The organism is Pseudomonas kilonensis (assembly GCF_001269885.1).
In the GTDB taxonomy this organism is placed as follows: Bacteria; Pseudomonadota; Gammaproteobacteria; order Pseudomonadales; family Pseudomonadaceae; genus Aquipseudomonas; species Aquipseudomonas kilonensis.
In genome coordinates this window covers 186,856-209,354 of sequence record NZ_LHVH01000017.1, presented here as the reverse complement: position 1 = coordinate 209,354, position 22,499 = coordinate 186,856, and the positions used below count along the sequence as shown (strand labels likewise).

Sequence of the window (22,499 nt, the reverse complement as noted above, 5' to 3'; positions counted from 1 at the left end):
GGCAACCGTGACGAGATAAACTGCGTTCTGTCCTCGAAACGGTAGCCTTGTCGACCTTGAACCAAAACCAGCGATCCGACGAAGCGTGTCGCTTTTCTGTCACGCTGGTTTCACATTGCCATGAATGCCCGGCTATTGTGCCGATCCCCCCCTCTATATACTAGTGGGCTGCGTGGCTGCCTGACCCGTTGAAGCGGTGTCTTGCGCCAACCCCGACCCGGGTCGCCTTGAGCGGAAACCATTCGAATGAGCCAACAGTTTCAACACGATGTTCTGGTAATCGGCAGCGGAGCCGCCGGATTGAGCCTTGCACTGACCTTGCCTGAGCATTTGCGCATTGCAGTCCTGAGCAAGGGCGACCTGGCCAACGGTTCGACCTTCTGGGCCCAGGGCGGCGTCGCAGCCGTGCTGGACGATACCGACACTATTGAATCCCATGTCGACGACACCCTTAATGCCGGCGGTGGCCTTTGCAATCCGCAAGCGGTGCGTTTCACCGTGGAACACAGCAGGGAAGCCATCCAGTGGCTGATCGACCAGGGTGTGCCGTTTACCCGTGACGAACAATCGGGCACCGAAGACGGCGGTTTCGAGTTCCACCTGACCCGCGAAGGCGGTCACAGCCATCGGCGCATCATCCACGCGGCCGACGCCACCGGTGCGGCGATCTTCAAGACCCTGCTCGCCCAAGCGCGACAGCGGCCGAACATCGAATTGCTGGAGCAGCGCGTCGCGGTCGACCTGATCACCGAAAAACGCCTGGGCCTGGACGGCGATCGCTGCCTCGGCGCCTACGTGCTCAATCGCGGCACCGGCGAAGTCGACACCTACGGCGCGCGCTTCGTCATCCTGGCGTCCGGCGGCGCAGCGAAAGTCTACCTTTATACCAGCAACCCCGACGGCGCCTGCGGCGATGGTATCGCCATGGCCTGGCGTTCGGGTTGCCGGGTGGCGAACCTGGAGTTCAACCAGTTCCACCCCACCTGCCTCTATCACCCGCTGGCCAAGAGCTTCCTGATCACCGAAGCCCTGCGTGGCGAAGGTGCACACTTGAAGCTGCCCAACGGCGAGCGCTTCATGCAGCGCTTCGATCCGCGCGCCGAACTGGCACCGCGCGACATCGTCGCCCGGGCCATCGACCATGAAATGAAGCGCCTGGGCATCGATTGCGTTTACCTGGACATCAGCCACAAGCCCGAAGCGTTCATCAAGAGCCACTTCCCGACGGTGTACGAGCGCTGCCTGGAGTTTTCCATCGACATCACCAAGCAGCCGATCCCGGTGGTGCCGGCCGCGCATTACACCTGCGGTGGTGTGATGGTCGACCAACAAGGCCGCACCGACGTGCCTGGGTTGTATGCCATCGGCGAAACCAGCTTCACCGGCCTGCACGGCGCCAACCGCATGGCCAGCAACTCGCTGCTGGAATGTTTCGTCTACGCCCGCTCTGCGGCGGCAGACATCCTGGCGCAATTGCCGCAGATCGCCATTCCAGCCGCCCTGCCCTCATGGGACGCCAGCCAGGTCACCGATTCGGATGAAGACGTAATCATCGCGCACAACTGGGACGAACTGCGGCGATTCATGTGGGACTACGTGGGCATCGTGCGCACCAACAAGCGCCTGCAACGGGCACAACATCGGGTGCGCTTGCTGCTGGATGAAATCGACGAGTTCTACAGCAACTATAAAGTCAGCCGCGACCTGATCGAGCTGCGCAACCTGGCCCAGGTGGCCGAACTGATGATTCGCTCGGCCATGGAACGCAAGGAAAGTCGGGGGCTGCATTACACGCTGGACTACCCGAACCTGCTGCCCGAGGCTCTGGACACTATCCTGGTGCCGCCCACCTACGCCGACTGAACCTGAGCCGCACCCGCAGGCGCCGATGGACATCCGGCGCCAGCGCATCGCGGGGCACGCACAGCGAGCGGACGCGCCGTTCACCCGACACGCGAAAACGCAGCACGATGATCATCGGCAGCGCCAGGCTATCGGGGCGCAGTTGCACAGCCCGCCAGCCATCGGCCCGGCTCCAGAGTTGCCAGCCAGCGGCATTACGCCGCAACCCGCAGAAGGCCCGGCGATGGGTCAGCAGTAAATGCCGGGGGATCACCCAAGCGCCATGGGCCAGGCACACTATGACGCCAAGCGCTGCGCACCAGGACGGCACGGACAACAGGAACAACGAACCCAGGGCAAACACCTGGGCCAGCAGATAGGCCGCCAGCAGTTGCCCGGAGGCCTGCCAGCGGCATTCGAAGCGATTACTTGGGTTGGACACGGTCCAGGATCATCCGGACCATGCGCTGCAACTCAGGGTCTTCGGATTCGCTGCGCTCCATGAACCAGCCGAACATGTCCTGATCCTCGCATTCGAGCAGGCGGACATAGCACGCACGGTCCACTTCATTGAGATGGGGATAAACCTCTTTGACGAATGGCACCAGCAACACGTCCAGCTCAAGCATGCCGCGGCGGCTGTGCCAGTAGAGGCGATTCAGTTCAACATCTTCGACCATGGAGCGCTCCTCAAATAGAGCGCAAGTATACAGGCCCCGCCGCAGTGGAACAGACAGCTTTGGTCGGCCACCACCGATCCTTTGTGAACTACCCATTTCAAGGGCGCCCCCTTATGATGTCTACCAGACTTTTTACCCTGCGATGACCCATGGCTGATTCCGCTTTTTTCTGCACCCTGTCCCACGAAGGCGTCCTCGCGGTCCGCGGCGTGGATGCCAGCAAATTCCTGCAAGGCCAATTGACCTGCAACCTCGACTACCTGAGCGACAGCCGGGCCAGCCTCGGCGCCCGCTGCACCCAGAAAGGCCGGATGCAATCGAGCTTTCGCATCCTGCTCGAAGGCGACGGCGTGTTGATGGCCATGGCCACCGAGTTGCTCGAACCGCAACTGGCCGACCTGAAAAAATACGCCGTGTTCTCCAAATCCAAGCTCACCGACGAAAGCGCGGCCTGGGTTCGCTTCGGCTTGGAAAACGCCGACAAGGCGCTGGCCGGCCTGGGCCTCGAACTGCCGAGCGACACCGACAGCGTGGCACGCCATGAAACCTTGATCGCCATCCGCGTATCGCCCGGTCGCGCCGAATTGTGGGCACCCGCCGAACAGGCACAGACGCTGCGAACCCGCCTGGGCGCGGAATTGGCCGAGACAGACCTGAACCCCTGGCTGCTGGGCCAGATCCGCGCCGGGATCGGCCAGGTCATGCCGGCCACCCGCGAACTGTTCATCCCACAGATGCTCAACCTGCAAGCCGTCGGCGGCGTCAGTTTCAAGAAAGGCTGCTACACCGGCCAGGAAATCGTCGCCCGCATGCAATACCTGGGCAAGCTCAAGCGACGCCTGTACCGCTTGCAGCTGGACGCCAGCGAACTACCGGAACCCGGCACGGCGCTGTTCTCCCCCACGCATGGCAGTTCCATCGGCGAAGTGGTGATGGCTGCCCGCGGCGAAGGAAATATCGAACTGCTGGCGGTATTGCAGGCCGAAGCAGCAGAAGACGACAATTTGCACCTCGGCACCTTGGAAGGCCCACGCCTTCAACAGTTGGACCTGCCTTACGAACTGGATCGCGATCGAGAAATCCAGCGCTGATCGCAGCATTTGCCGCAATACCCTAGAGAACCGAAATGAGCGATTTGGCGGATAAGGTCCAACGGGATTTGGTACAGGCCATCGACAACGATGACTTGGTTCTGCCGACATTACCGGAAGTGGCCCTGCAGATTCGCCGGGCCGCCGAAGACCCGGAAATCAGCGTCAGCAACCTGAGCAAAGTGATCGGCCGCGACACGGCTCTCTCTGCACGTCTGATAAAAGTGGTCAACAGCCCGCTGCTGCGCGCCACCCAGGAAGTCACCGACCTGCACACGGCCATCACTCGATTGGGCGTCAACTACAGCAGCAACCTGGCCATCGGCCTGGTCATGGAGCAGATTTTCCACGCCCGCTCCGAGGTGGTGGAACTGAAGATGCGCGAAGTCTGGCGCAAGAGCCTGGAGATCGCCGGCGTCAGCTATGCGCTGTGTCGCGGTTACACCCAACTCAAGCCCGACCAGGCCGCGCTGGGTGGGCTGGTGCACCAGATCGGCGTGCTACCGATCCTGACGTATGCACAAGATAATAATGAATTGCTCTCGGACCCGGTCAGCCTGAACCACGTCATCGAAACGATTCACCCGGTGCTGGGGGACAAGCTACTCAGCGTCTGGGAGTTTCCGGAGCGGTTGGTGAAACTGCCGGGGTTGTATCTGGATTTCACCCGGGACTCCCAGCAAATCGATTATGTCGATCTGGTGCAGGTCGCTGCGCTGTATTGCTACAAGGACACCGAGCATCCCCTGAGCAAGATTGACGTGTTCGGCGTTCCAGCCTTCAAGAAACTGGGCATCGACCTGGAGAACCAGGCCCGCTGCGCGGATATCGAAGAAGCGCGGGCGATGTTCTATTAAACAGGTCGGACACCTATGAACTCGTAGTCAGGCCTGAATCTGTGACCTGTGGCAACAGGATTTGTGGGAGCAAAGCTTGCTCGCGAAACAGGCGCCTCGTATAAAGACCGTGTCGCCATCATCGCGGGCAAGCCTTGCTCCCACAGGATCAGTCTGCGCCTGGGATAAAACTCACCCGCACCTTCAACCCGCTCTCCTGCCCATCGTGCAAGGTGATCTGCGCCAGGTGGGCACGGCAGATTTCGCCGACGATCGCCAATCCCAGCCCCGAACCGGCCACTTGCTGGTTGCGTCGATAAAACCGCTCGAACACCCGATCCCGCTCGTGCAGCGGAATGCCAGGGCCATCGTCCTCGACCTCCAGCACGGCCGGCGCAGAAACCCGCAGGATCACATTGCCGCCCGATGGGGTATGGGCCAGGGCGTTGTCCACCAGATTGCTCAACAGCTCGTTCAACAAGGTTGGCTCACCTCGAAGCCACACCGGCTCGTCAGCTTCCAGGGCCAGCGCCACCCCTCGGGCATGAGCCAGCGGGGCCATGGCCATGCCCAATTCGCGGGCCAACTGGCTGAGATCAAGCAACTGCGCGCCGCCTTCGGCAATGGCCCGGGCGCCATTTTCCACACGCGCCAGGGACAGCAACTGATTGGCCAGGTGAGTCAATCGATCCGTCCCCTGGGCCGCGGTTTCCAGGGTTTCACGCCAGGTCGCCGGTTCGCTGGCGCGCAAGCCCAGTTCCAAGCGAGCCTTGAGCGCGGCCAAGGGCGTACGCAGCTCATGGGCGGCATCGGCGATGAACTGCGCCTGACGCTCGAATTGCCCGCGCAGGCGCTCGGTGAAATGATTGAGGGCCCGCACCAGCGGCCATAATTCGTGTTGCACTTCCACCAACGGCAACGGCCGCAGATCGTCCGGCTGACGCTCCTCCACCGCGGTGCGCAAGCGCTCCAGCGGGCGCAGCGCCGCGCTGACCGCAAACCACACCAACAGCAGCGCACCCACGGCCAGCATGCCCAGGCGCAACAACGTGTCGGCCATCAGCCCGCGAGCCATGCTGACCCGCGCCTCTTCAGTCTCCGCCACGCGAATTTCCGCCATGCCGTTCATGTTCGGCTCGCTCACGGCCTTGAGCAGGCTCACCACCCGCACGTTCTGGCCCTGATAGCGAGCGTTGTAAAAGCGCGCCAGGGCTGGGTAATCGTCCGTGCGCGGCGTGCCGGGCGGCGGGCCAGGGAGGTTTTCGTAGCCGGAAATCAGCTTCTTGTCGATGTCATTGACCTGGTAATAAATGCGCCCGGCGCTGTCGTAGGCGAAGGTGTCCAGGGCCACGTAGGGCACATCTGCGCTGAGACTGCCGTCGCGCTGGGACAGGCCTGCGGCGATGGTCCGGGCCGAGGCCAGCAGGGTCCGATCATAGGCAGTGTCCGCCGCTTCGCGACCATTCCAATAGGCGCTCAAGCCGCTGGCGAGCATCAATACCACCAGCAGCAGTGCGAGGTTGCGAAGCAGCCGCCAGCGCAGGCTGTCGGGCTTATGCATTGCGGTTTTCCAGCAGGTAGCCCAAGCCGCGGAACGTCACGATCGCCACCGCATGGCCGTCGAGTTTCTTGCGCAGGCGATGGACGTAGATTTCGATGGCGTCGGGGCTGGCCTCTTCGTCCAGGCCGAACACCTGGGCCGCCAGTTGTTCCTTGCTCATCACCCGCCCTGGCCGGGCAATCAACGCCTCCAGCACGGCTTGCTCGCGGGATGTCAGGGTCAGCAGTTCGTCGTCGAGGGTAAAACGACGGGTGTCCAGGTCATAGACCAGCCCGCCACAACGTTGCTGGCGTTCGCCGCCCAGTACGCTGCGGCGCAACAGCGCCTTGACCCGGGCCTCCAGCTCAGTGAGTTCGAATGGCTTGGCCAGGTAATCGTCGGCACCGAGGTTCAGGCCATGGACGCGGTCCTTGACGTCGCTGCGCGCGGTCAGCATCAGTACCGGCAAGGTCTTGCCACGCGCCCGCAGGCGCGCCAGCACCTCGAAGCCGTCCATGCGCGGCAGCCCGACATCCAGGACCGCCACGGCGTACTCCTCGCTGCTCAAGGCCAGGTCGGCCGCGACGCCGTCGTGCAACACGTCCACGGTCAAACCGGTGCTCTTGAGCGCCTGGGCAACGCTTTCGGCGAGCTGAAGATGGTCTTCGACGAGCAGGACACGCATGGGTTAATCCTCGATTCAGGGATGGCCGACGCCATTCTTTGGCGCGGAGTTTACAGCCGCATCTGCCACTGTGAAGCCAAAAAACACGCTGAAAGCTTTTGAAAGGTTAGCGAAAGGTTGAGCCGTTAGAGTCCTCCCACGGACAGTTTCGACTGCCGTCGCGACGCACATCGCGAACGAAAAACGCCTCGAAGCGTTTTCGCCAAATAAGAACAATAAAGCGGAGTACCACCATGCTGTCCATGCAGCCCCAGGCCTTCACGCCCGCCCCTCTCTCCCGTCCCAACCAGACTACCCTTGTCTGTGCCGCCGCCTGGGCCGATTTGCATCGACGACAAGGTGCATGCGCGCAACGCGACCTGCCGCTTCTTTGAAAACGCTGCGCAGGTCCGCTACAGCTTCAAGCCTGTAATGTCCAATCTACAACACACAACAACAACTCCTGTGGAGACGATAATGAACCTATCACTGCGTAAAGTAGCCCTGGCCGCCGGATGCCTGATGTTCGCCGGGCAGTTGCTCGCCGAGCCCAAGCGCCCCGAATGCATCGCCCCGGCGTCCCCCGGCGGCGGTTTCGACCTGACGTGCAAGCTGGTACAAAGCGCGCTGGTCAACCAGAAGCTGCTGACCAAGCCGATGCGCGTCACCTACATGCCCGGCGGTGTCGGCGCGGTGGCCTACAACGCAGTGGTCGCCCAGCGCCCGGCCGACGCCGGCACGCTGGTGGCCTGGTCCAGCGGTTCGCTACTGAACCTGGCCCAGGGCAAGTTCGGTCGTTTCGATGAAAGCGCGGTGCGCTGGCTGGCGGCCGTCGGCACCAGCTATGGCGCCATCGCCGTGAAAAGCGACTCGCCCTACAAGAACCTCGACGACCTGGTCCAGGCCCTGAAGAAAGACCCGGGCTCGGTGGTGATCGGTTCCGGCGGCACCGTCGGTAGCCAGGACTGGATGCAGACCGCCCTCATCGCCAAGGCCGCCGGCATCAACCCTCGCGACCTGCGTTACGTAGCCCTCGAAGGCGGCGGCGAAATCGCCACCGCACTGCTCGGTGGACACATCCAGGTCGGCAGTACGGATATTTCCGACTCCATGCCGCACATCCAGAGCGGCGACATGCGCCTGCTCGCCGTGTTTGCCGAGAAACGCATCGACGAGCCGGAAATGAAAGACATTCCGACCGCCAAGGAACAAGGCTACGACATCGTCTGGCCAGTGGTCCGCGGCTTCTACCTCGGGCCGAAGGTCAGCGACGAAGACTACGCCTGGTGGAAAGACGCTTTCGACAAACTGCTGGCTTCCGAAGAGTTCGCCAAGCTGCGCGACCAGCGCGAGCTGTTCCCGTTTGCCATGACCGGCCCGGAACTGGACACCTACGTGAAGAAGCAAGTGGCTGATTACAAGGTGCTGGCCAAAGAGTTCGGCCTGATCCAGTAACCGTCTCTGTTCTCGCGGCGGCGCTGGCACTGTCGGCGCCGCCCAGGAGTTAGTCATGCTCACCATCCAACGTATTTTTGCCGCGGTGCTGCTGCTGGTCTGTATCGGCCTGACGCTGATGGCTTGGCCCTATCAGGCCGCCTTTTCCTACGAACCGGTCGGTCCCCGCGCCTTTCCCTTGCTGATGCTCGGGCTGATGGGGCTGGCATTGCTGTACATGTTGTTTCGCCCTACGCCCATCGTGCACAGCGACGAAGACCCGCACCTGGACCGCGAAACCTTGCAGAAGATCGGTATCTGCGTGGCGCTGCTGCTGGTCTTCGCCGGGACCTTCGAACCCCTGGGCTTCATCGTCGCCAGCATCCTGATCGGCGTGCCGATGGCGCGCCTTTACGGCGGTCGCTGGGTGCCGAGCGTGGTGATCATCAGCCTGATGGCCATCGGTCTTTATCTGTTGTTCGACAAGCTGATGGACGTGCCGCTGCCCCTGGGCCTGCTCGACGTCCTGGAGAATTGATATGGATACCCTGAATTATCTCGGCCAGGGTTTTGGCGTTGCACTGACCCCCTACAACCTCGTCACAGCACTGACCGGCACCCTGATCGGCACCGTGGTCGGCCTGCTGCCGGGCCTGGGCCCGATCAACGGCGTGGCGCTGTTGATCCCGATTGCCTTCGCCCTGGGGCTACCGCCGGAATCGGCGCTGATCCTGCTGGCGGCGGTGTACCTGGGATGCGAATACGGCGGACGCATCAGCTCGATCCTGCTCAACATCCCCGGTGAAGCCTCCACCGTGATGACCACCCTCGACGGCTACCCGATGGCCCGCCAAGGTCTGGCCGGTGTGGCGTTGTCGCTGTCGGCGTGGAGTTCGTTCATCGGCGCGTTCATCGCCACCTGCGGCATGGTGTTGTTCGCACCGCTGCTGGCCAAATGGGCGATTGCCTTCGGGCCGGCGGAGTATTTCGTCCTGATGGTGTTTGCCATTGTCTGCCTCGGCGGCATGGCCGGTGATCGACCGCTCAAGACATTCATTGCGGCGCTGATCGGCCTGTTCCTGTCCAGTGTCGGGATCGATGCCAACAGCGGCGTCTACCGTTTCACCGGTGACAACATCCACCTGACCGATGGCATTCAGTTTGTCGTGCTGGTGCTGGGCTTGTTCTCCATCAGTGAAATCCTGTTGCTGCTGGAGAAAACCCATCGCGGACAGGAAGCGGTGGAAGCCACCGGGCGGATGATGTTCAACGTCAAGGAAGCGGCCTCGGTGTTCTGGGTGAACATCCGCTGCGGCGTGCTCGGCTTCATCATGGGCGTATTGCCTGGCGCGGGCGCGACCCTGGCCAGCGCCGTGGCCTACATGACTGAAAAACGCATCGCCGGCACCAGTGGCACGTTCGGCCAGGGCGACAAGCGTGGCCTCGCGGCACCGGAAACCGCCATCGGCGGCGCAGCCTGCGGCGCACTCGTGCCGATGCTGACCCTCGGCGTTCCCGGCTCGGGTACCACGGCGGTGATGATCGGCGCGCTGTCGCTGTACAACATCACCCCGGGTCCATTGCTGTTCCAGCAGCAGCCAGACATCGTCTGGGGCCTGATCGCGTCGTTGTTCGTCGCCAACATCATGCTGGTGATCCTCAACATCCCGATGATCCGCGTCTTCACCCGCATCCTGGCCGTGCCGAACTGGGCGCTGGTGCCGGTCATCGCGATCATTACCGGGATCGGTGTCTATGCGGTGCACGCCACCACGTTCGACCTGTTCCTGATGATCGGTATCGGCATCTTCGGTTACATCCTGCGCAAGTTGGATTTCCCGTTGTCGCCGGTGCTGCTGGGCTTCATCCTCGGTGGCCTGATGGAGCAGAACCTGCGTCGTGCGCTGTCGATTTCCAACGGTGCACTGGAGATCCTCTGGTCGAGCCCGATCACCTTCGGCTGCTGGGTGCTGACGGCGATCATGCTGTTCATGCCATTGCTGCGGATCTGGCGTCGCCGCGCCGCACAACGTCGCGCCCTGGCCAATGTCTGAAGCGACCTTCAGACAATGGTGGGGAACACCGCTCGTCGGTCTGGCCGGCGGTTACCTGGCCAGTCTGATCGGCTGGCCCTTGCCCTGGATGGTCGGCTCGTTGCTGGCGATCATCCTGGTGCGCTGTCTCACGCCGTGGCAATTGATGGAAATCCCCGGCGGCCGTAAAGGCGGCCAATGGGTGGTGGGCATCGGCATCGGCCTGCACTTCACCCCGGTGGTGATAGAGCAGGTCCTGAGCCACTTCGGCCTGATCTTCTTCGGTGCGCTGATCACCAGCGTGTCCAGCGTAGTGAGTGTCTGGCTGATGCGGCGCACCGGCGAGGACCGCGCTACAGCTTTCTTCTCGAGCATGCCGGGCGGTTCCGGCGAAATGGTCAACCTCGGCGCCCGCAACGGCGCGGACCTCAGCCGTGTTGCGGCGGGCCAGAGCCTGCGGGTGCTGGTGGTGGTGCTGTGCGTGCCGGCGGCCTTCAAGTACCTGTTGGGCGAAGGCGCCCCGGTACAACACGCCACGACGGTGGACTGGCTGTGGCTGGCGATGCTGTTCCCGGCGGGCGCCCTGCTCGCCTGGGTCTGGGAGCGCTTGCGCCAACCCAATCCCTGGTTGTTCGGGCCATTGCTGGTCAGTGCGGCGGTGAGCGTCGGTTGGGACCTGCACATCGGCCTGCCCAATGGTGCCAGCCAGGTCGGCCAATGGTTGATCGGCAGCGGATTGGGTTGTCATTTCAACCGGCAGTTCTTTCGTCGGGCGCCGTCGTTCATGGGGCGCACCCTGGTCGGCACGGTGTTGACGATGCTGATCGCCACTCTCGCGGCGTTGGGCCTGAGCACCCTGACCCAGCTGGACCTGCGTTCACTGACCCTCGGCATGATGCCCGGCGGCATCGCGGAAATGAGCCTGACGGCCGAGACGTTGCAACTGTCGGTGCCATTGGTGACGGCGTTGCAGGTGATGCGATTGCTGTTTGTGCTGTTTCTGGCGGAGCCGTTGTTCAGGTATTGGACGCGCGAGCCGGGTTCGGCCTGATAGACCGAGTTGTCTTCATCGCGAGCAAGCTCGCTCCCACATGGGATTTGCGGCGTACAAAATTCTGTTGGTCGCTGAAGATCAATGTGGGAGCGGGCTTGCTCGCGAAGGCGTCGGCACACTCCACATCACCGCAACTGATCTACCGCTTTCGCGAGCAAGCCCCACAGGAGGGTGTGTGCCCCTATGTGGGAGCGAGCTTGCTCGCGATGGGGCCCTTATTGCCGACCATTTAAACCGGCGGCAATCGCCAATCGATAGGCGCCTCGCCATGTTGCTCGAGGAATTTGTTGGTCCGGCCAAAATGCCCGCAGCCCAAGAAACCACGATAAGCCGACAACGGCGACGGGTGGACCGAGGTCAACACCAAATGCTTGGTGGCGTCGATCAGCTTCTGCTTGCCCTGGGCATGGGCGCCCCACAGCAGGAAGACCAGGTTCGGCTGGTGTTCGCTGACCACTTCGATGACCCGGTCGGTGAAATGCTGCCAGCCCTTGCCCGCATGAGCATTGGCGTTGGCGCGCTCCACGGTCATGGTGGTGTTGAGCAGCAACACGCCCTGGTCGGCCCAGCTTTGCAGGTAGCCGTGATTTGGAATGTCGATGTTCAAATCGCGCTTCAATTCCTTGAAGATGTTCACCAGCGAGGGGGGGGCCGGCACGCCCGGTTGTACCGAGAAGCACAAACCATGGGCCTGGCCCGGGCCGTGGTATGGGTCCTGGCCGAGGATCACCACCTTGACCTTATCCAGCGGCGTGGAATTGAGGGCGTTGAAAATCAGCGGAGCCGGTGGGTAAATCTCCTTGCCGGCGGCGTATTCACTGCGCAGGAATTCGCGCAACTCTGCCATGTAGGGCTGGTCGAACTCGGCACGCAGTGCCTGCTTCCAGCTCGGTTCGAGTTTGATACGGTCGTCGGCAGTCATGGTTGCATCCGGTAAAAACAATGGGCGCACCCTAGGAAAGCCTACATGGCTTGTCAATTGATCTGACGCAGAACCGGCACTTTCCTACGCAGCGGTCATACTGATCATTCCAATTTCTGATCGAGGTCACGATGAATCTGCACTTCGAAGAGCTCACCGGCATCGACGGGGCCCGTATTGGCATCGCCACCCTGGACGCCGAAAAATCCCTGAACGCCCTGTCCCTGCCGATGATCAACGCCTTGCGTGATCGTCTCGATGCCTGGGCCCGGGAGCCGCAAGTTGTTTGTGTGTTATTGCGCGGCAATGGCGCCAAGGCATTTTGCGCTGGCGGTGAAGTACGCAGCCTGGTGGAAGCCTGCCGTGCCCATCCCGGCGAAGTGCCGCCGCTGGCTGCACAATTCTTCGCGGCGGAATACCGCTTGGACTTCAACCTGCACACCTACCCCAAACCCCTGCTGTGTTGGGGCCATGGTTATGTACTGGGCGGCGGCATGGGGCTGCTGCAAGGCGCCAGTACCCGCATCGTCACACCAAGCAGTCGCCTGGCAATGCCGGAGATCAGCATCGGCCTGTACCCGGACGTCGGCGCCAGTTGGTTCTTGTCGCGCCTGCCCGGCAAGCTCGGGCTGTTTCTCGGCCTGACCGGCGCCCACATGAATGCCCGGGACGCCATCGACCTGGACCTGGCCGACCGCTTTTTGCTGGATGAACAACAGGACGACCTGATCGAGGGCCTGCTGCAACTCAATTGGCAGGAACAAACCGAGATGCAGCTCAACAGCCTGCTCAAGGCTTTGCAGCAGGAAGCGGTCGGCAAAATGCCCGAAGCCCAATGGCTGCCACGCCGGCAGAAAATCGATGAATGGCTGGATGTCAGCGACGTGCGTTGCGCCTGGAAAGCCCTCAGCCTGCTGGTGGACCACCCGGATCCCCTGATCGCCCGCGCCGCCAAGACCATGACCGAAGGCTCGCCGTTGACCGCTTGTCTGGTCTGGGAGCAGATCACCCGGGCCCGGCATTTGTCCTTGGCCGGTGTGTTCCGGATGGAATACACCTTGAGCCTCAACTGCTGCCGCCATCCGGAATTCAGCGAAGGCGTACGCGCGCGCCTGATCGACAAGGACCACAAGCCCCGCTGGCACTGGCCGGACATCAACCATGTGCCCGAAGCGGCGGTCGAGGCGCACTTTCACAAAGCGTGGGAAGGTCGGCATCCGTTGGCGGATTTGTCCAACGAGTAAAGAACCTGATTGACACCCTGTGGGAATGACATTCTGTGAGAGTGACATCTGTGGGAGTGACATCTGTGGGAGTGACATCTGTGGGAGTGACATCTGTGGGAGCAAAGCTTGCTCGCGATAGCGGTATGCCAGTCACCGGGCGGCTGACTGACCCCCTGTCATCGCGAGCAAGCTTTGCTCCCACAAGCCTTATCCCATCGGGTTTATTGCAGGCATAAAAAAGCGGCGCTTAATGCGCCGCTTTTTTCTGCCCTGGGATCAGCGGTGGTTGCGTCGTCCATCGTGATCGCCGCGTCCGCGATCATAATCACCGCGTCCCCGATGATCACGCCCGCCTCGACCCCGTCGGTCATCATTCCAGCCACCCCGGCTATGGCCGTCCCAGCCACCCCGATTCGGATAAGACCGGTACGCCGCTCGCGGCGGCGAGTAGTGGCGTGGGCCATGTTGGTAGTAACGCGGTGCCGAGTAGTAGCGCGGCGCCGGTTGGTAATACCGCGGGGCGTAATAGCCACGCGGTGCCGAATAATAACTCCCGCCACCGTAATAGACCGGCGCCGGTGAGGTGTAGACCTCGGAACGGTAGTAGCTCGAGTCTCCGTCGTAATAAGGCACGCAGGCCGAAAGAGTCAAACCGAGAAACGCAATGAGCAGCAGTCGTCGATACATGGCGGCCTCCTGGACCGCGGATGGGCCACATCAGCGACGCTGATGGGCGGCAGTCAACGTTGTGTGACTGACACCTACTCAGACAGCCAAATCGGAATCTGGTGCGCCCTGGCAACAACTCGAAACATGTCGCTCGTCGCCCTCTTCCAGTGCGCGACAGCACCACAAGCAAGCACAAATCCGCTTTTAATCCCCCCTCCCCAACACCTGCCCTCTCTGGCCCGGGCCTTTGCGCGAATTGGCACGGCTCTCGCTTTAACAAACTCCGTGCAGGAGTCATCACAGGTTCGCGGCACCACAATTTGCAATGGCTGACTAGGGTTCCGGCTCGCTTCTGGCGAGTGGCTGGTCCGAGAGTTGGCGACCTCCAGTTGAGGTTACACGGCGGGACAAAAGCCCGGGAGACAAGCCACCGTTCGCGGTGCCGCGTTGCTCCTGCCCGCCCTTGATCAACTGGAGAATCACCATGCTCAAGCTTCGTCTGTCCGCCCTGCTCCTCGCCGCCCTCTCGGCCCTCGCGAGCTTCTCATCCGCCGCCGCCCAAAAAGACCACTTCAGCGTCTGCTGGACCATTTACGCCGGCTGGATGCCCTGGGAATACGCCGGTAGCCAAGGCATCGTCGATAAATGGGCGAAAAAGTACGGCATCCAGATCGATGTCGTGCAGCTCAACGACTACGTCGAATCCATCAACCAGTACACCGCCGGTCAGTTCGACGGCTGCACCATGACCAACATGGACGCCCTGACCATTCCCGCCGCTGGTGGCGTGGACAGCACCGCACTGATCGTCAGCGATTTCTCCAACGGCAACGACGGCATCGTCCTCAAGGGCGAGGGCAAGAAAGTCGCCGATCTCAAGGGCATGGACGTCAATCTGGTGGAACTGTCGGTGTCCCACTACCTGCTGGCCCGTGCCCTGGATTCGGTTGGTCTCGCCGAGAAAGACTTGAAAGTCGTCAACACCTCCGACGCTGATATCTCTGCCGCCTTCAACACCGACCAGGTCAAGGCCGTCACCACCTGGAACCCAATGCTCTCGGACATCAAGGCCCAGCCAGGTGTGAGCGAAGTGTTCAATTCCAGCCAGGTTCCCGGCGAAATCATGGACATGATGGTGGTCAACACCCAGACCCTCCAGGACAACCCCGCCCTGGGCAAAGCGTTGACCGGCGCCTGGTTCGAAGTGGTGGCGCTGATGAATGCGAAAAACGCCGCCAGCCAGGCGGCGCTGGAACACATGGCCAAAGCGTCAGGCACCGACCTCAAAGGTTTCCAGGCGCAACTGGACACCACCAAGCTGTTCGCCACACCCAAGGAAGCCCTGAGTTTCGCCACCAGCGAGCAACTGCCCGCCACCATGGGCAAGGTGGCCGAGTTCTCGTTCCAGCACGGCTTGTTGGGCGAAGGCGCCAAGAGCACCGACGCGGTCGGCATGGCGTTCGCCAATGGCGTGACCCGCGGCGACAAGGCCAACCTCAAGCTGCGCTTTGACCCGACCTACGTACAGCTGGCCGCCGACGCCAAGCTGTAAACCGGAGGACCTGGCATGCGCCTGATCAACCGCTACCCGGATCGTCCCAGCCGCTTGTTGCTGGTGATCCTGCCATTCGCGCTGGTGTTGTTCGCCTACTTCATGGGCTCGGCCGAACGGTTGACGGACAACCCCAACGACAAGCTCCTGCCCAGCGCCGTGCAAATGGTCGATGCGGTGAAACGCCTGGCCTTCACAGCCGATGCCCGCAGCGGCGACTACCTGCTCTGGCAAGACACCGCGTCGAGCTTGCGTCGGTTGGCCATCGGCCTGGGCATCAGCGCCCTGGCCGGGCTGTGCCTGGGCATTGCCGCCGGTACGTTGCCACTGTTTGGCGCACCGCTGTCACCGTTGCTCACCGTGGTGTCGATGGTGCCGCCACTGGCCATCCTGCCGATCCTGTTCATCGTCTTCGGCCTGGGCGAACTGTCAAAAGTGATGCTGATCGTGATTGGCATCACACCGTGCCTGGCGCGCGACCTGGAACAGCGCGCCCGGGAAATTCCGCCCGAGCTGCTGATCAAGGCCCAGACCCTCGGCGCGTCGACCTGGACCCTGATGCTGCGGGTAGTGCTGCCGCAACTGCTGCCGCGCCTGTTGATTTCCCTGCGGCTGATGCTCGGTTCGGCCTGGCTGTTCCTGATCGCCGCTGAAGCCATCGCTTCCACGGATGGGTTGGGTTATCGGATTTTCCTGGTGCGACGTTACCTGGCGATGGACGTGATCTTGCCGTATGTGGTGTGGATCACCCTGCTCGCCTGGCTGATGGACTGGGGCCTCAAGCGCCTAACCCGCCGAGCGTTCCCCTGGTACGAGGGGGCGAAGGCATGAGCTTCATTACGGTGAACAACGTCTGGCAACAGTATGCCGATCAGGTGGTACTGGAGCGTTTGAACCTGAGCGTCTCTGAGGGTGAGTTCTGCACCCTGGTGGGTGCCTCGGGTTGCGGCAAGTCGACCTTCCTGCGCTTGCTGCTGGGCCAGGAACGCGCCAGTCGCGGACAGATTCTCCTGGACGGCGAACCCTTGGCCGGCGAGCCGGATGCCAGCCGGGGCGTGGTGTTCCAGCGTTATTCGGTGTTCCCGCACCTGAGCGTGCTGGACAACGTGACCCTGGGCCTGGAGTTGCCGCGCTCGCCGCTGCTGGGCCGCCTGTTCGGCAGCGCCAAGCGCCAGGCCCGCGAAGACGCCGCACAACTGCTGGACAAGGTCGGCCTGGGCCATGCGCTGGATAAGTACCCGGCGCAACTGTCCGGAGGCATGCAACAGCGGCTGGCGATCGCCCAGGCACTGATCATGAAGCCGCGTGTCCTGCTGCTGGACGAGCCCTTCGGCGCCCTCGACCCGGGCATTCGCAAAGACATGCACGCCCTGTTGCTGGAGCTGTGGCGCGAAACCCGGCTGACGGTGTTCATGGTCACCCACGACCTGTCCGAAGGTTTCAGCCTCGGCACACGCCTGCTGGTGTTCGACAAGGTCCGCACCGACCCGCACGCCCCCGGCGCCTATGGCGCACGCATTACCTACGACATTCCATTGAACAGCGACCGCCGCACCGCCCGTGCCGCCGTCGACGCCCTGCCCGCCGAACTGGCCGGCACGTTGCGTATCGCTTGAAAGGAGTTTTTACCATGACCGACTCGACCCAATTGTTTACACCTTTCGCCGAAGAACTGCTGCCCGGCGGCGGCCACCGTTCCTTCGTGCTCAAGCGCGGCCAACTGCTGCGCCTGACCGACCTGCGCGGCGCGGCCAACGTGAGCCTGACGCTGCTCAACGCCAACGAAAAAACCGAACGCCTGAACCTGCCCGACAGCCTCAAGTGCCAACACACCGCCAAACTCACCGCCGGCCATTGCCTCTACTCCGACATGGGCCGGGTGCTGGCGGCCATCACCGCCGACACCTGCGGCTGGAGCGACAGCCTCGGCGGTGTGCTCTGCGCCGAGGAAGTCGCTGAAAAATATGGTCAAGGCCGCTACCAGGAACTGCGCAACGGCTTCTTTCGCAACGGCACCGACAACCTGCTGGTGGAGCTGGGCAAATGGGGGCTGGGCCTGTCCGACCTGCTGATGACCCTCAACCTGTTCAGCCGGGTCGATGTCGATGAGGCCGGCGGCTTTCACTTTGTTGAAGGCAACTCCCAGGCCGGCGACTACATCGAGCTGTACGCGCCGATGGACACCCTGGTGGTGCTGACCGCGCTGCAGCACCCGATGGACCCGAACCCGCAGTACGCCCCGAAACCGCTCAAGCTCAGTTGGATGAACGCTGACGCCAGCGTCGCCGAGCACTGTCGCCATTCGCGCCCGGAAAACCAGCGCGGCTTCATCAACACCGACCGCCTGTTCGCCTGAGGATCGCTGCCATGTCACTTGCCATCGCTACCGCACACAAGCAACCCGATACTGCCGTCTACCGCGCCACGATTCCCGCCGGAGAACCCTGGCTGATGGAGGTCAAGGCCGGCCAGACCCTGCGCATCCTCGACCTGGAAGGCAACCAGGCGGTCGATACGCTGTTCTACAGCCTGGCCAACCCCAAGGAGCGCTACGACGTGCAGCGCACCCTGCGCCGGCAGAACAGCGTTTACCTGAGCACCGGCAGCGTGCTGTATTCCAACCTCGGCCACCCGATGCTGACCATCGTCGAAGACACTTGCGGGCGCCACGACACCCTCGGCGGCGCCTGCGCCCAGGAAAGCAACACCGTGCGCTACGCCCTGGAAAAACGCTACATGCACAGCTGCCGCGACAACTACCTGCGGGCCTGCGCCCACGACGGTCGGCTGGGCAAGGGCGACATCGGGCCGAACATCAACTTCTTCATGAACGTGCCCGTCACCGCCGATGGCGGCCTGACCTTCGAAGACGGGATCTCGGCACCAGGGAAATACGTCGACCTGCGGGCCGAGATGGACGTGATCGTGTTGATCTCCAACTGCCCGCAACTGAACAACCCGTGCAACGCCTACAACCCCACGCCAGCGGAGCTCTTGATATGGAACTGAAACTCACCCGCCTGCGCCGCTGGTTGTTTGTGTTGTGCCAGAGCCGGTCGGGGCAGTGCATCAAATAGCACTAACACCTACAACCTCATGTGGGAGCGGGCTTGCTCGCGAAAGCGGTCCGACAGTGACATTGATGTTGACTGACACAGCGCTTTCGCGAGCAAGCCCGCTCCCACAGGGTTTAGCAGTGTTTGTAAGGTTGATTATTTCGCTCACGGGGACGACCCCGGCGGCCATCGAAAACTGCGGGACGGCCCGCATCCCAGTTCAGGCAGCACGCATGCCTGAGGGGGCAATGCCATGTTCGAAAAAATCCTGATCGCCAACCGTGGCGCCATCGCCTGCCGCATCCTGCGGACCTTGCGTGAGCTGAGGGTCGAGGGCGTTGCGGTGTATTCCCAGGCCGACGCCGCCAGCTTGCATATCCTCCAGGCCGATGAAGCCCACTGCCTGGGCGAAGGCGCGGCGGCCGGTACTTACCTGGCGGTGGACAAGCTTTTGGCGATTGCCAAAAGCAGCGGCGCGACCGCGATCCATCCCGGCTACGGCTTTCTCTCGGAAAACGCCGCCTTCGCGCAAGCCTGCGAAGCTGCCGGTATCGCCTTCATCGGTCCGACGCCAGAACAACTGCGTGTGTTCGGCCTCAAGCACACCGCCCGCGACCTGGCGCGCCGGCACGGTGTGCCACTGCTCGAAGGCACCGAACTGCTCGACAGCCTCGACGCCGCGCTCTTGGCAGGCACCCAGCTCGGCTATCCGGTGATGCTCAAAAGTACCGCGGGCGGTGGCGGTATCGGCATGCGTGTGTGTCGCAGTGCCGCCGACCTGAGCGAATCCTTCGAAGCGGTCAAGCGCCTGGGCCAGAACAACTTCAGCGACGCCGGGGTGTTCATCGAAAAGTACATCGAACGCGCGCGGCATCTGGAAGTGCAGGTGTTCGGCGATGGCCAGGGCCAGGTGATCGCCCTGGGCGTGCGCGACTGCTCGGTGCAACGGCGCAACCAGAAAGTCCTCGAGGAAACCCCAGCGCCGAACCTGCCCGAGGGCATGGCCGACGAACTCTGCGCAGCGGCGATCCAACTGGCCCAAGCCGTGAACTACCGCAGCGCTGGCACCGTGGAGTTCGTGTTCGACAGCGACGCCGGGCGCTTCTATTTCCTGGAAGTGAACACCCGCCTGCAAGTGGAACACGGCGTCACCGAGCAGGTGTGGGGCGTGGACCTGGTGCGCTGGATGGTGCAACTGGCGGCCGGTGATTTACCGCCACTGAGCGAGCTCGGCCAAGGCTTGAAAGCCGAGGGCCACGCGATCCAGGCGCGCTTGTATGCCGAGGACCCAGGTCGGGATTTCCAACCAAGCCCGGGGCTGCTGACCGCCGTGAAATTTCCCCAGGCCGATGGCAAACAGTTGCGCATCGACACCTGGGTCGAGGCCGGTTGCCAAATCCCGCCCTACTTCGACCCGATGATCGCCAAGGTCATTCGCTGGGCGCCGACCCGCGAGCAGGCACGCCTGGGCTTGCATCAAGCACTGGACGAAAGCCTGCTGTATGGCGTCGAAACCAACCGCCACTACCTGCAACAGATTCTCCTCGACACACCGTTTGCCAGCGGCCAGCCCTGGACCCGCTGCTTGGAAGCGTTGGTCTATCGCGCCAACACCGTCGAAGTGCTCAGCCCCGGCACCCAGACCAGCGTCCAGGACTATCCCGGCCGCCTCGGCTATTGGGCAGTGGGCGTGCCGCCGTCGGGGCCGATGGACAGCCGTTCGTTGCGCTTGGGCAATCGCCTCTTGGGCAACGAAGAAGGTGCGGCAGCCTTGGAAATCACCATGAACGGGCCGCTGCTGCGTTTCAACTGCGCTGCCCGGGTGGCGGTGACCGGTGCGGTGATTGCCCTCACGCTCAACGGCGAAGCAGTGCCGATGAACACGCCGTTGTCGATTACTGCCGGCGCCACCCTCGCCATTGGCAACATCGCTGGCGCCGGGGCGCGCAGCTACCTGTGCCTGCAAGGCGGTGTGCAAGTGCCGGATTACCTGGGCAGTAAAAGCACCTTCACCCTCGGCCAGTTTGGCGGCCACGGCGGACGAGCGTTGTGTACCGGCGACGTGTTGCACCTGGCGCCGCTGGACGAGCATACGACGCTGCCGCCAACGAGCGCGCCGATCCTGGAACTGCCAAGCGTGCGGCAGATCCGCGTGATCTACGGCCCGCACGGCGCGCCCGAATATTTCACCGAACGCTACATCCAGACCTTCTTCGACACGGCCTGGGAAGTGCACTTCAACTCCAGCCGCACCGGTGTGCGCCTGATCGGGCCGAAACCCGAATGGGTCCGCGCCGACGGCGGCGAGGCCGGGCTGCATCCTTCCAATATCCATGACAACCCTTACGCCATCGGCGCCGTGGACTTCACCGGCGACATGCCCGTCATCCTCGGCCCCGACGGCCCGAGCCTGGGCGGCTTCGTCTGCCCGGTGACGGTGATCGAAGCGGACCTGTGGCAGTTGGGGCAACTCAAGGCGGGGGACAAGGTGCGGTTCGTGCCGGTGGATATCTCCACCGCCCGATCTCTCGCCTTGAAATGGGATCAATGTGGGAGCGGGCTTGCTCGCGAAAACGGTCTGTCAGATACATCAATGTTGACTGTGCCATTGCTTTCGCGAGCAAGCCCGCTCCCACAGGGGCTGGGGTCGCCTGTGGTGTTGGATATCGGCCAGGACGATACGCGCCTGGTGGCAAGGCTATCGGGCGACACCCACCTGCTGCTGGAAATCGGCGCCGCCGAACTGGACCTGGTGTTGCGCTTTCGCGCCCATGCCTTGATGCAGGCGTTGGAACACAAACACCTGCCCGGCGTGATCGACCTGACGCCGGGCATTCGCTCGCTGCAAGTGCACTACCAACCCGAGCAAATGCCCCTGGCCGATCTGCTGAGCATCGTCGCCGGTGAGTGGGACGCGGTGTGCGCCGCGCAGGACCTGCAAGTGCCGTCGCGCATCGTCCACCTGCCGCTGTCCTGGGATGACCCGGCCTGTCAGCTGGCCATCGAAAAATACATGACCACGGTGCGCAAGGACGCGCCCTGGTGCCCGAGCAATCTGGAGTTCATCCGGCGCATCAACGACCTACCCAACCTCGACGAGGTGCAACGCACGGTGTTCGACGCCAGCTACCTGGTGATGGGCCTGGGCGACGTCTACCTCGGCGCGCCGGTCGCCACGCCGCTCGACCCGCGCCATCGACTGGTGACCACCAAATACAACCCGGCCCGGACCTGGACCGCGGAAAACTCGGTGGGCATCGGCGGCGCCTATATGTGCGTGTACGGGATGGAAGGTCCTGGTGGCTATCAGTTCGTCGGGCGCACGTTGCAGATGTGGAACCGTTATCGGGACGTCGCCGCCTTCGACGGCAAGCCGTGGCTGCTGCGGTTCTTCGACCAGATCCGCTTCTACCCGGTCAGCGCCGATGAACTGCTGCGCATCCGTCGGGACTTCCCCCTGGGCCGCTTCGACCTGGAGATCGAGCACAGCCAGCTCAACCTCGCCGACTACCAGCGTTTCCTGGTGCAGGAAGCCGACGGCATCGCCGCGTTCCGCCAACAGCAACAAGGCGCCTTCGACGCCGAGCGCGAGCGTTGGATCGCCAGTGGCCAGGCGCACTTCGACAGTGAAGAAGCGGCCATCGCGCCGAGCGAAGATTCGCAACTGACTGACGGTCAACTGAGTGTCGACAGCCACATCGCCGGCAACCTCTGGCAGGTGCAGGTAGACGTTGGCGCACGGGTCGCCGCCGGTGATGTGCTGGTTATTCTGGAGTCGATGAAAATGGAAATCCCGCTGCTTGCGCCCTCGGCCGGCGTGGTGCGCGAGGTGCGCGTCCAACCCGGCTCGGCGGTGCGCGCCGGACAGCGCGTCGTGGTGCTGGACCGTGACTGAACTCA

The 22,499-nt window shown here is 62.8% G+C and carries 20 protein-coding genes and 1 riboswitch; of the genes, 14 read left to right on the top strand and 6 right to left on the bottom strand.

The window, feature by feature from the left end; translation table 11 throughout:
* The first annotated feature begins 246 nt into the window (after positions 1 to 246).
* Complete coding sequence (gene nadB / locus AD662_RS07530) at positions 247 to 1,863, top strand: L-aspartate oxidase (protein ID WP_018606914.1); 1,617 nt, start codon at positions 247 to 249, stop codon at positions 1,861 to 1,863.
* On the opposite strand, the gene AD662_RS07525 is transcribed toward nadB, so the two are convergent.
* Positions 1,832 to 2,284: a protein YgfX gene (locus AD662_RS07525; RefSeq protein WP_018606915.1), complete on the bottom strand. Its 453-nt coding sequence runs from the start codon at positions 2,282 to 2,284 to the stop codon at positions 1,832 to 1,834. The genes nadB and AD662_RS07525 overlap by 32 nt on opposite strands.
* Positions 2,268 to 2,522, bottom strand: coding sequence for an FAD assembly factor SdhE (locus AD662_RS07520; protein WP_003184348.1), 255 nt, complete (start codon positions 2,520 to 2,522; stop codon positions 2,268 to 2,270). The genes AD662_RS07525 and AD662_RS07520 overlap by 17 nt, the downstream gene beginning before the upstream one ends.
* 149 nt (positions 2,523 to 2,671) lie before the next feature.
* Here AD662_RS07520 and ygfZ point away from each other — a divergent pair, with 149 nt between their 5' ends.
* The gene (gene ygfZ, locus AD662_RS07515; RefSeq protein WP_053186396.1) at positions 2,672 to 3,613 is read left to right on the top strand and encodes a CAF17-like 4Fe-4S cluster assembly/insertion protein YgfZ; all 942 of its coding nucleotides are present in this window, start codon (positions 2,672 to 2,674) and stop codon (positions 3,611 to 3,613) included.
* A gap of 35 nt (positions 3,614 to 3,648) precedes the next feature.
* Positions 3,649 to 4,470 (top strand): HDOD domain-containing protein, encoded by an 822-nt coding sequence (locus AD662_RS07510; protein WP_018606921.1) that lies wholly within the window; start codon positions 3,649 to 3,651, stop codon positions 4,468 to 4,470.
* A gap of 148 nt (positions 4,471 to 4,618) precedes the next feature.
* Here the strand turns inward: AD662_RS07510 and AD662_RS07505 are convergent, their stop codons facing one another.
* Together AD662_RS07505 and AD662_RS07500 are read right to left on the bottom strand one after the other, a co-directional pair.
* Complete coding sequence (locus AD662_RS07505) at positions 4,619 to 6,010, bottom strand: sensor histidine kinase (RefSeq protein WP_018606923.1); 1,392 nt, start codon at positions 6,008 to 6,010, stop codon at positions 4,619 to 4,621.
* Entirely contained in the window at positions 6,003 to 6,674 is a 672-nt protein-coding gene (locus tag AD662_RS07500; RefSeq protein ID WP_003198779.1) for a response regulator, read from the bottom strand. The genes AD662_RS07505 and AD662_RS07500 overlap by 8 nt, the downstream gene beginning before the upstream one ends.
* A gap of 456 nt (positions 6,675 to 7,130) precedes the next feature.
* Between AD662_RS07500 and AD662_RS07495 the strand changes: the two genes are divergently transcribed.
* From AD662_RS07495 to AD662_RS07480, 4 genes are read left to right on the top strand one after another with little or no spacing between them, the layout of a single operon-like run.
* On the top strand, positions 7,131 to 8,108 hold the full coding sequence (locus AD662_RS07495; protein WP_018606926.1) for a Bug family tripartite tricarboxylate transporter substrate binding protein: 978 nt from the start codon (positions 7,131 to 7,133) through the stop codon (positions 8,106 to 8,108).
* A 55-nt stretch (positions 8,109 to 8,163) separates the two neighbouring features.
* Complete coding sequence (locus AD662_RS07490) at positions 8,164 to 8,625, top strand: tripartite tricarboxylate transporter TctB family protein (RefSeq protein ID WP_018606928.1); 462 nt, start codon at positions 8,164 to 8,166, stop codon at positions 8,623 to 8,625.
* A 1-nt stretch (position 8,626) separates the two neighbouring features.
* Entirely contained in the window at positions 8,627 to 10,141 is a 1,515-nt protein-coding gene (locus AD662_RS07485) for a tripartite tricarboxylate transporter permease (protein WP_018606929.1), read from the top strand.
* Positions 10,134 to 11,171: an AbrB family transcriptional regulator gene (locus AD662_RS07480; protein ID WP_053178419.1), complete on the top strand. Its 1,038-nt coding sequence runs from the start codon at positions 10,134 to 10,136 to the stop codon at positions 11,169 to 11,171. Before AD662_RS07485 ends, AD662_RS07480 begins: the two co-directional genes overlap by 8 nt.
* 232 nt (positions 11,172 to 11,403) lie before the next feature.
* Here AD662_RS07480 and ung read toward each other — a convergent pair whose 3' ends face one another.
* A complete protein-coding gene (gene ung, locus AD662_RS07475; RefSeq protein WP_018606932.1) occupies positions 11,404 to 12,096 on the bottom strand; it encodes a uracil-DNA glycosylase in 693 nt (230 codons plus the stop codon).
* A 131-nt stretch (positions 12,097 to 12,227) separates the two neighbouring features.
* On the opposite strand from ung, the gene AD662_RS07470 reads away from it, so the two are divergent.
* Entirely contained in the window at positions 12,228 to 13,340 is a 1,113-nt protein-coding gene (locus tag AD662_RS07470; protein ID WP_053178417.1) for an enoyl-CoA hydratase/isomerase family protein, read from the top strand.
* A 258-nt stretch (positions 13,341 to 13,598) separates the two neighbouring features.
* On the opposite strand, the gene AD662_RS28250 is transcribed toward AD662_RS07470, so the two are convergent.
* Positions 13,599 to 14,009, bottom strand: coding sequence for a hypothetical protein (locus AD662_RS28250; protein WP_074849578.1), 411 nt, complete (start codon positions 14,007 to 14,009; stop codon positions 13,599 to 13,601).
* A 304-nt stretch (positions 14,010 to 14,313) separates the two neighbouring features.
* Positions 14,314 to 14,415, top strand: a riboswitch (guanidine-I (ykkC/yxkD leader).
* Between the two features lie 60 nt (positions 14,416 to 14,475).
* Between AD662_RS28250 and AD662_RS07460 the strand changes: the two genes are divergently transcribed.
* The 6 genes from AD662_RS07460 to uca all read left to right on the top strand — a co-directional run bounded on the left by AD662_RS07460 (position 14,476) and on the right by uca (position 22,494).
* Positions 14,476 to 15,543 (top strand): putative urea ABC transporter substrate-binding protein, encoded by a 1,068-nt coding sequence (locus tag AD662_RS07460; RefSeq protein ID WP_053186392.1) that lies wholly within the window; start codon positions 14,476 to 14,478, stop codon positions 15,541 to 15,543.
* Between the two features lie 15 nt (positions 15,544 to 15,558).
* Positions 15,559 to 16,374: an ABC transporter permease gene (locus AD662_RS07455; RefSeq protein WP_053186390.1), complete on the top strand. Its 816-nt coding sequence runs from the start codon at positions 15,559 to 15,561 to the stop codon at positions 16,372 to 16,374.
* Positions 16,371 to 17,159: an ABC transporter ATP-binding protein gene (locus AD662_RS07450; protein WP_053186389.1), complete on the top strand. Its 789-nt coding sequence runs from the start codon at positions 16,371 to 16,373 to the stop codon at positions 17,157 to 17,159. Before AD662_RS07455 ends, AD662_RS07450 begins: the two co-directional genes overlap by 4 nt.
* 14 nt (positions 17,160 to 17,173) lie before the next feature.
* On the top strand, positions 17,174 to 17,899 hold the full coding sequence (locus AD662_RS07445; RefSeq protein WP_053186385.1) for an urea amidolyase associated protein UAAP1: 726 nt from the start codon (positions 17,174 to 17,176) through the stop codon (positions 17,897 to 17,899).
* 11 nt (positions 17,900 to 17,910) lie between these two features.
* Complete coding sequence (locus AD662_RS07440) at positions 17,911 to 18,552, top strand: urea amidolyase associated protein UAAP2 (protein ID WP_018606945.1); 642 nt, start codon at positions 17,911 to 17,913, stop codon at positions 18,550 to 18,552.
* A 300-nt stretch (positions 18,553 to 18,852) separates the two neighbouring features.
* Positions 18,853 to 22,494, top strand: a complete 3,642-nt coding sequence (gene uca, locus AD662_RS07435; protein ID WP_053186381.1) for an urea carboxylase — start codon at positions 18,853 to 18,855, stop codon at positions 22,492 to 22,494.
* Positions 22,495 to 22,499 lie beyond the last annotated feature (5 nt).

Bases quoted from the DNA above. Each gene is read 5' to 3' on its own strand.
- ygfZ (WP_053186396.1), top strand. From the start codon at position 2,672: ATGGCTGATTCCGCTTTTTTCTGCACCCTGTCCCACGAAGGCGTCCTC.
- AD662_RS07440 (WP_018606945.1), top strand. From the start codon at position 17,911: ATGTCACTTGCCATCGCTACCGCACACAAGCAACCCGATACTGCCGTC.
- AD662_RS07510 (WP_018606921.1), top strand. From the start codon at position 3,649: ATGAGCGATTTGGCGGATAAGGTCCAACGGGATTTGGTACAGGCCATC.
- AD662_RS28250 (WP_074849578.1), bottom strand. From the start codon at position 14,009: ATGTATCGACGACTGCTGCTCATTGCGTTTCTCGGTTTGACTCTTTCG.
- AD662_RS07455 (WP_053186390.1), top strand. From the start codon at position 15,559: ATGCGCCTGATCAACCGCTACCCGGATCGTCCCAGCCGCTTGTTGCTG.
- AD662_RS07450 (WP_053186389.1), top strand. From the start codon at position 16,371: ATGAGCTTCATTACGGTGAACAACGTCTGGCAACAGTATGCCGATCAG.
- AD662_RS07500 (WP_003198779.1), bottom strand. From the start codon at position 6,674: ATGCGTGTCCTGCTCGTCGAAGACCATCTTCAGCTCGCCGAAAGCGTT.
- AD662_RS07480 (WP_053178419.1), top strand. From the start codon at position 10,134: ATGTCTGAAGCGACCTTCAGACAATGGTGGGGAACACCGCTCGTCGGT.
- uca (WP_053186381.1), top strand. From the start codon at position 18,853: ATGTTCGAAAAAATCCTGATCGCCAACCGTGGCGCCATCGCCTGCCGC.
- AD662_RS07470 (WP_053178417.1), top strand. From the start codon at position 12,228: ATGAATCTGCACTTCGAAGAGCTCACCGGCATCGACGGGGCCCGTATT.
- AD662_RS07520 (WP_003184348.1), bottom strand. From the start codon at position 2,522: ATGGTCGAAGATGTTGAACTGAATCGCCTCTACTGGCACAGCCGCCGC.
- AD662_RS07505 (WP_018606923.1), bottom strand. From the start codon at position 6,010: ATGCATAAGCCCGACAGCCTGCGCTGGCGGCTGCTTCGCAACCTCGCA.
- ung (WP_018606932.1), bottom strand. From the start codon at position 12,096: ATGACTGCCGACGACCGTATCAAACTCGAACCGAGCTGGAAGCAGGCA.
- AD662_RS07490 (WP_018606928.1), top strand. From the start codon at position 8,164: ATGCTCACCATCCAACGTATTTTTGCCGCGGTGCTGCTGCTGGTCTGT.
- AD662_RS07495 (WP_018606926.1), top strand. From the start codon at position 7,131: ATGAACCTATCACTGCGTAAAGTAGCCCTGGCCGCCGGATGCCTGATG.
- AD662_RS07485 (WP_018606929.1), top strand. From the start codon at position 8,627: ATGGATACCCTGAATTATCTCGGCCAGGGTTTTGGCGTTGCACTGACC.
- AD662_RS07445 (WP_053186385.1), top strand. From the start codon at position 17,174: ATGACCGACTCGACCCAATTGTTTACACCTTTCGCCGAAGAACTGCTG.
- AD662_RS07460 (WP_053186392.1), top strand. From the start codon at position 14,476: ATGCTCAAGCTTCGTCTGTCCGCCCTGCTCCTCGCCGCCCTCTCGGCC.
- nadB (WP_018606914.1), top strand. From the start codon at position 247: ATGAGCCAACAGTTTCAACACGATGTTCTGGTAATCGGCAGCGGAGCC.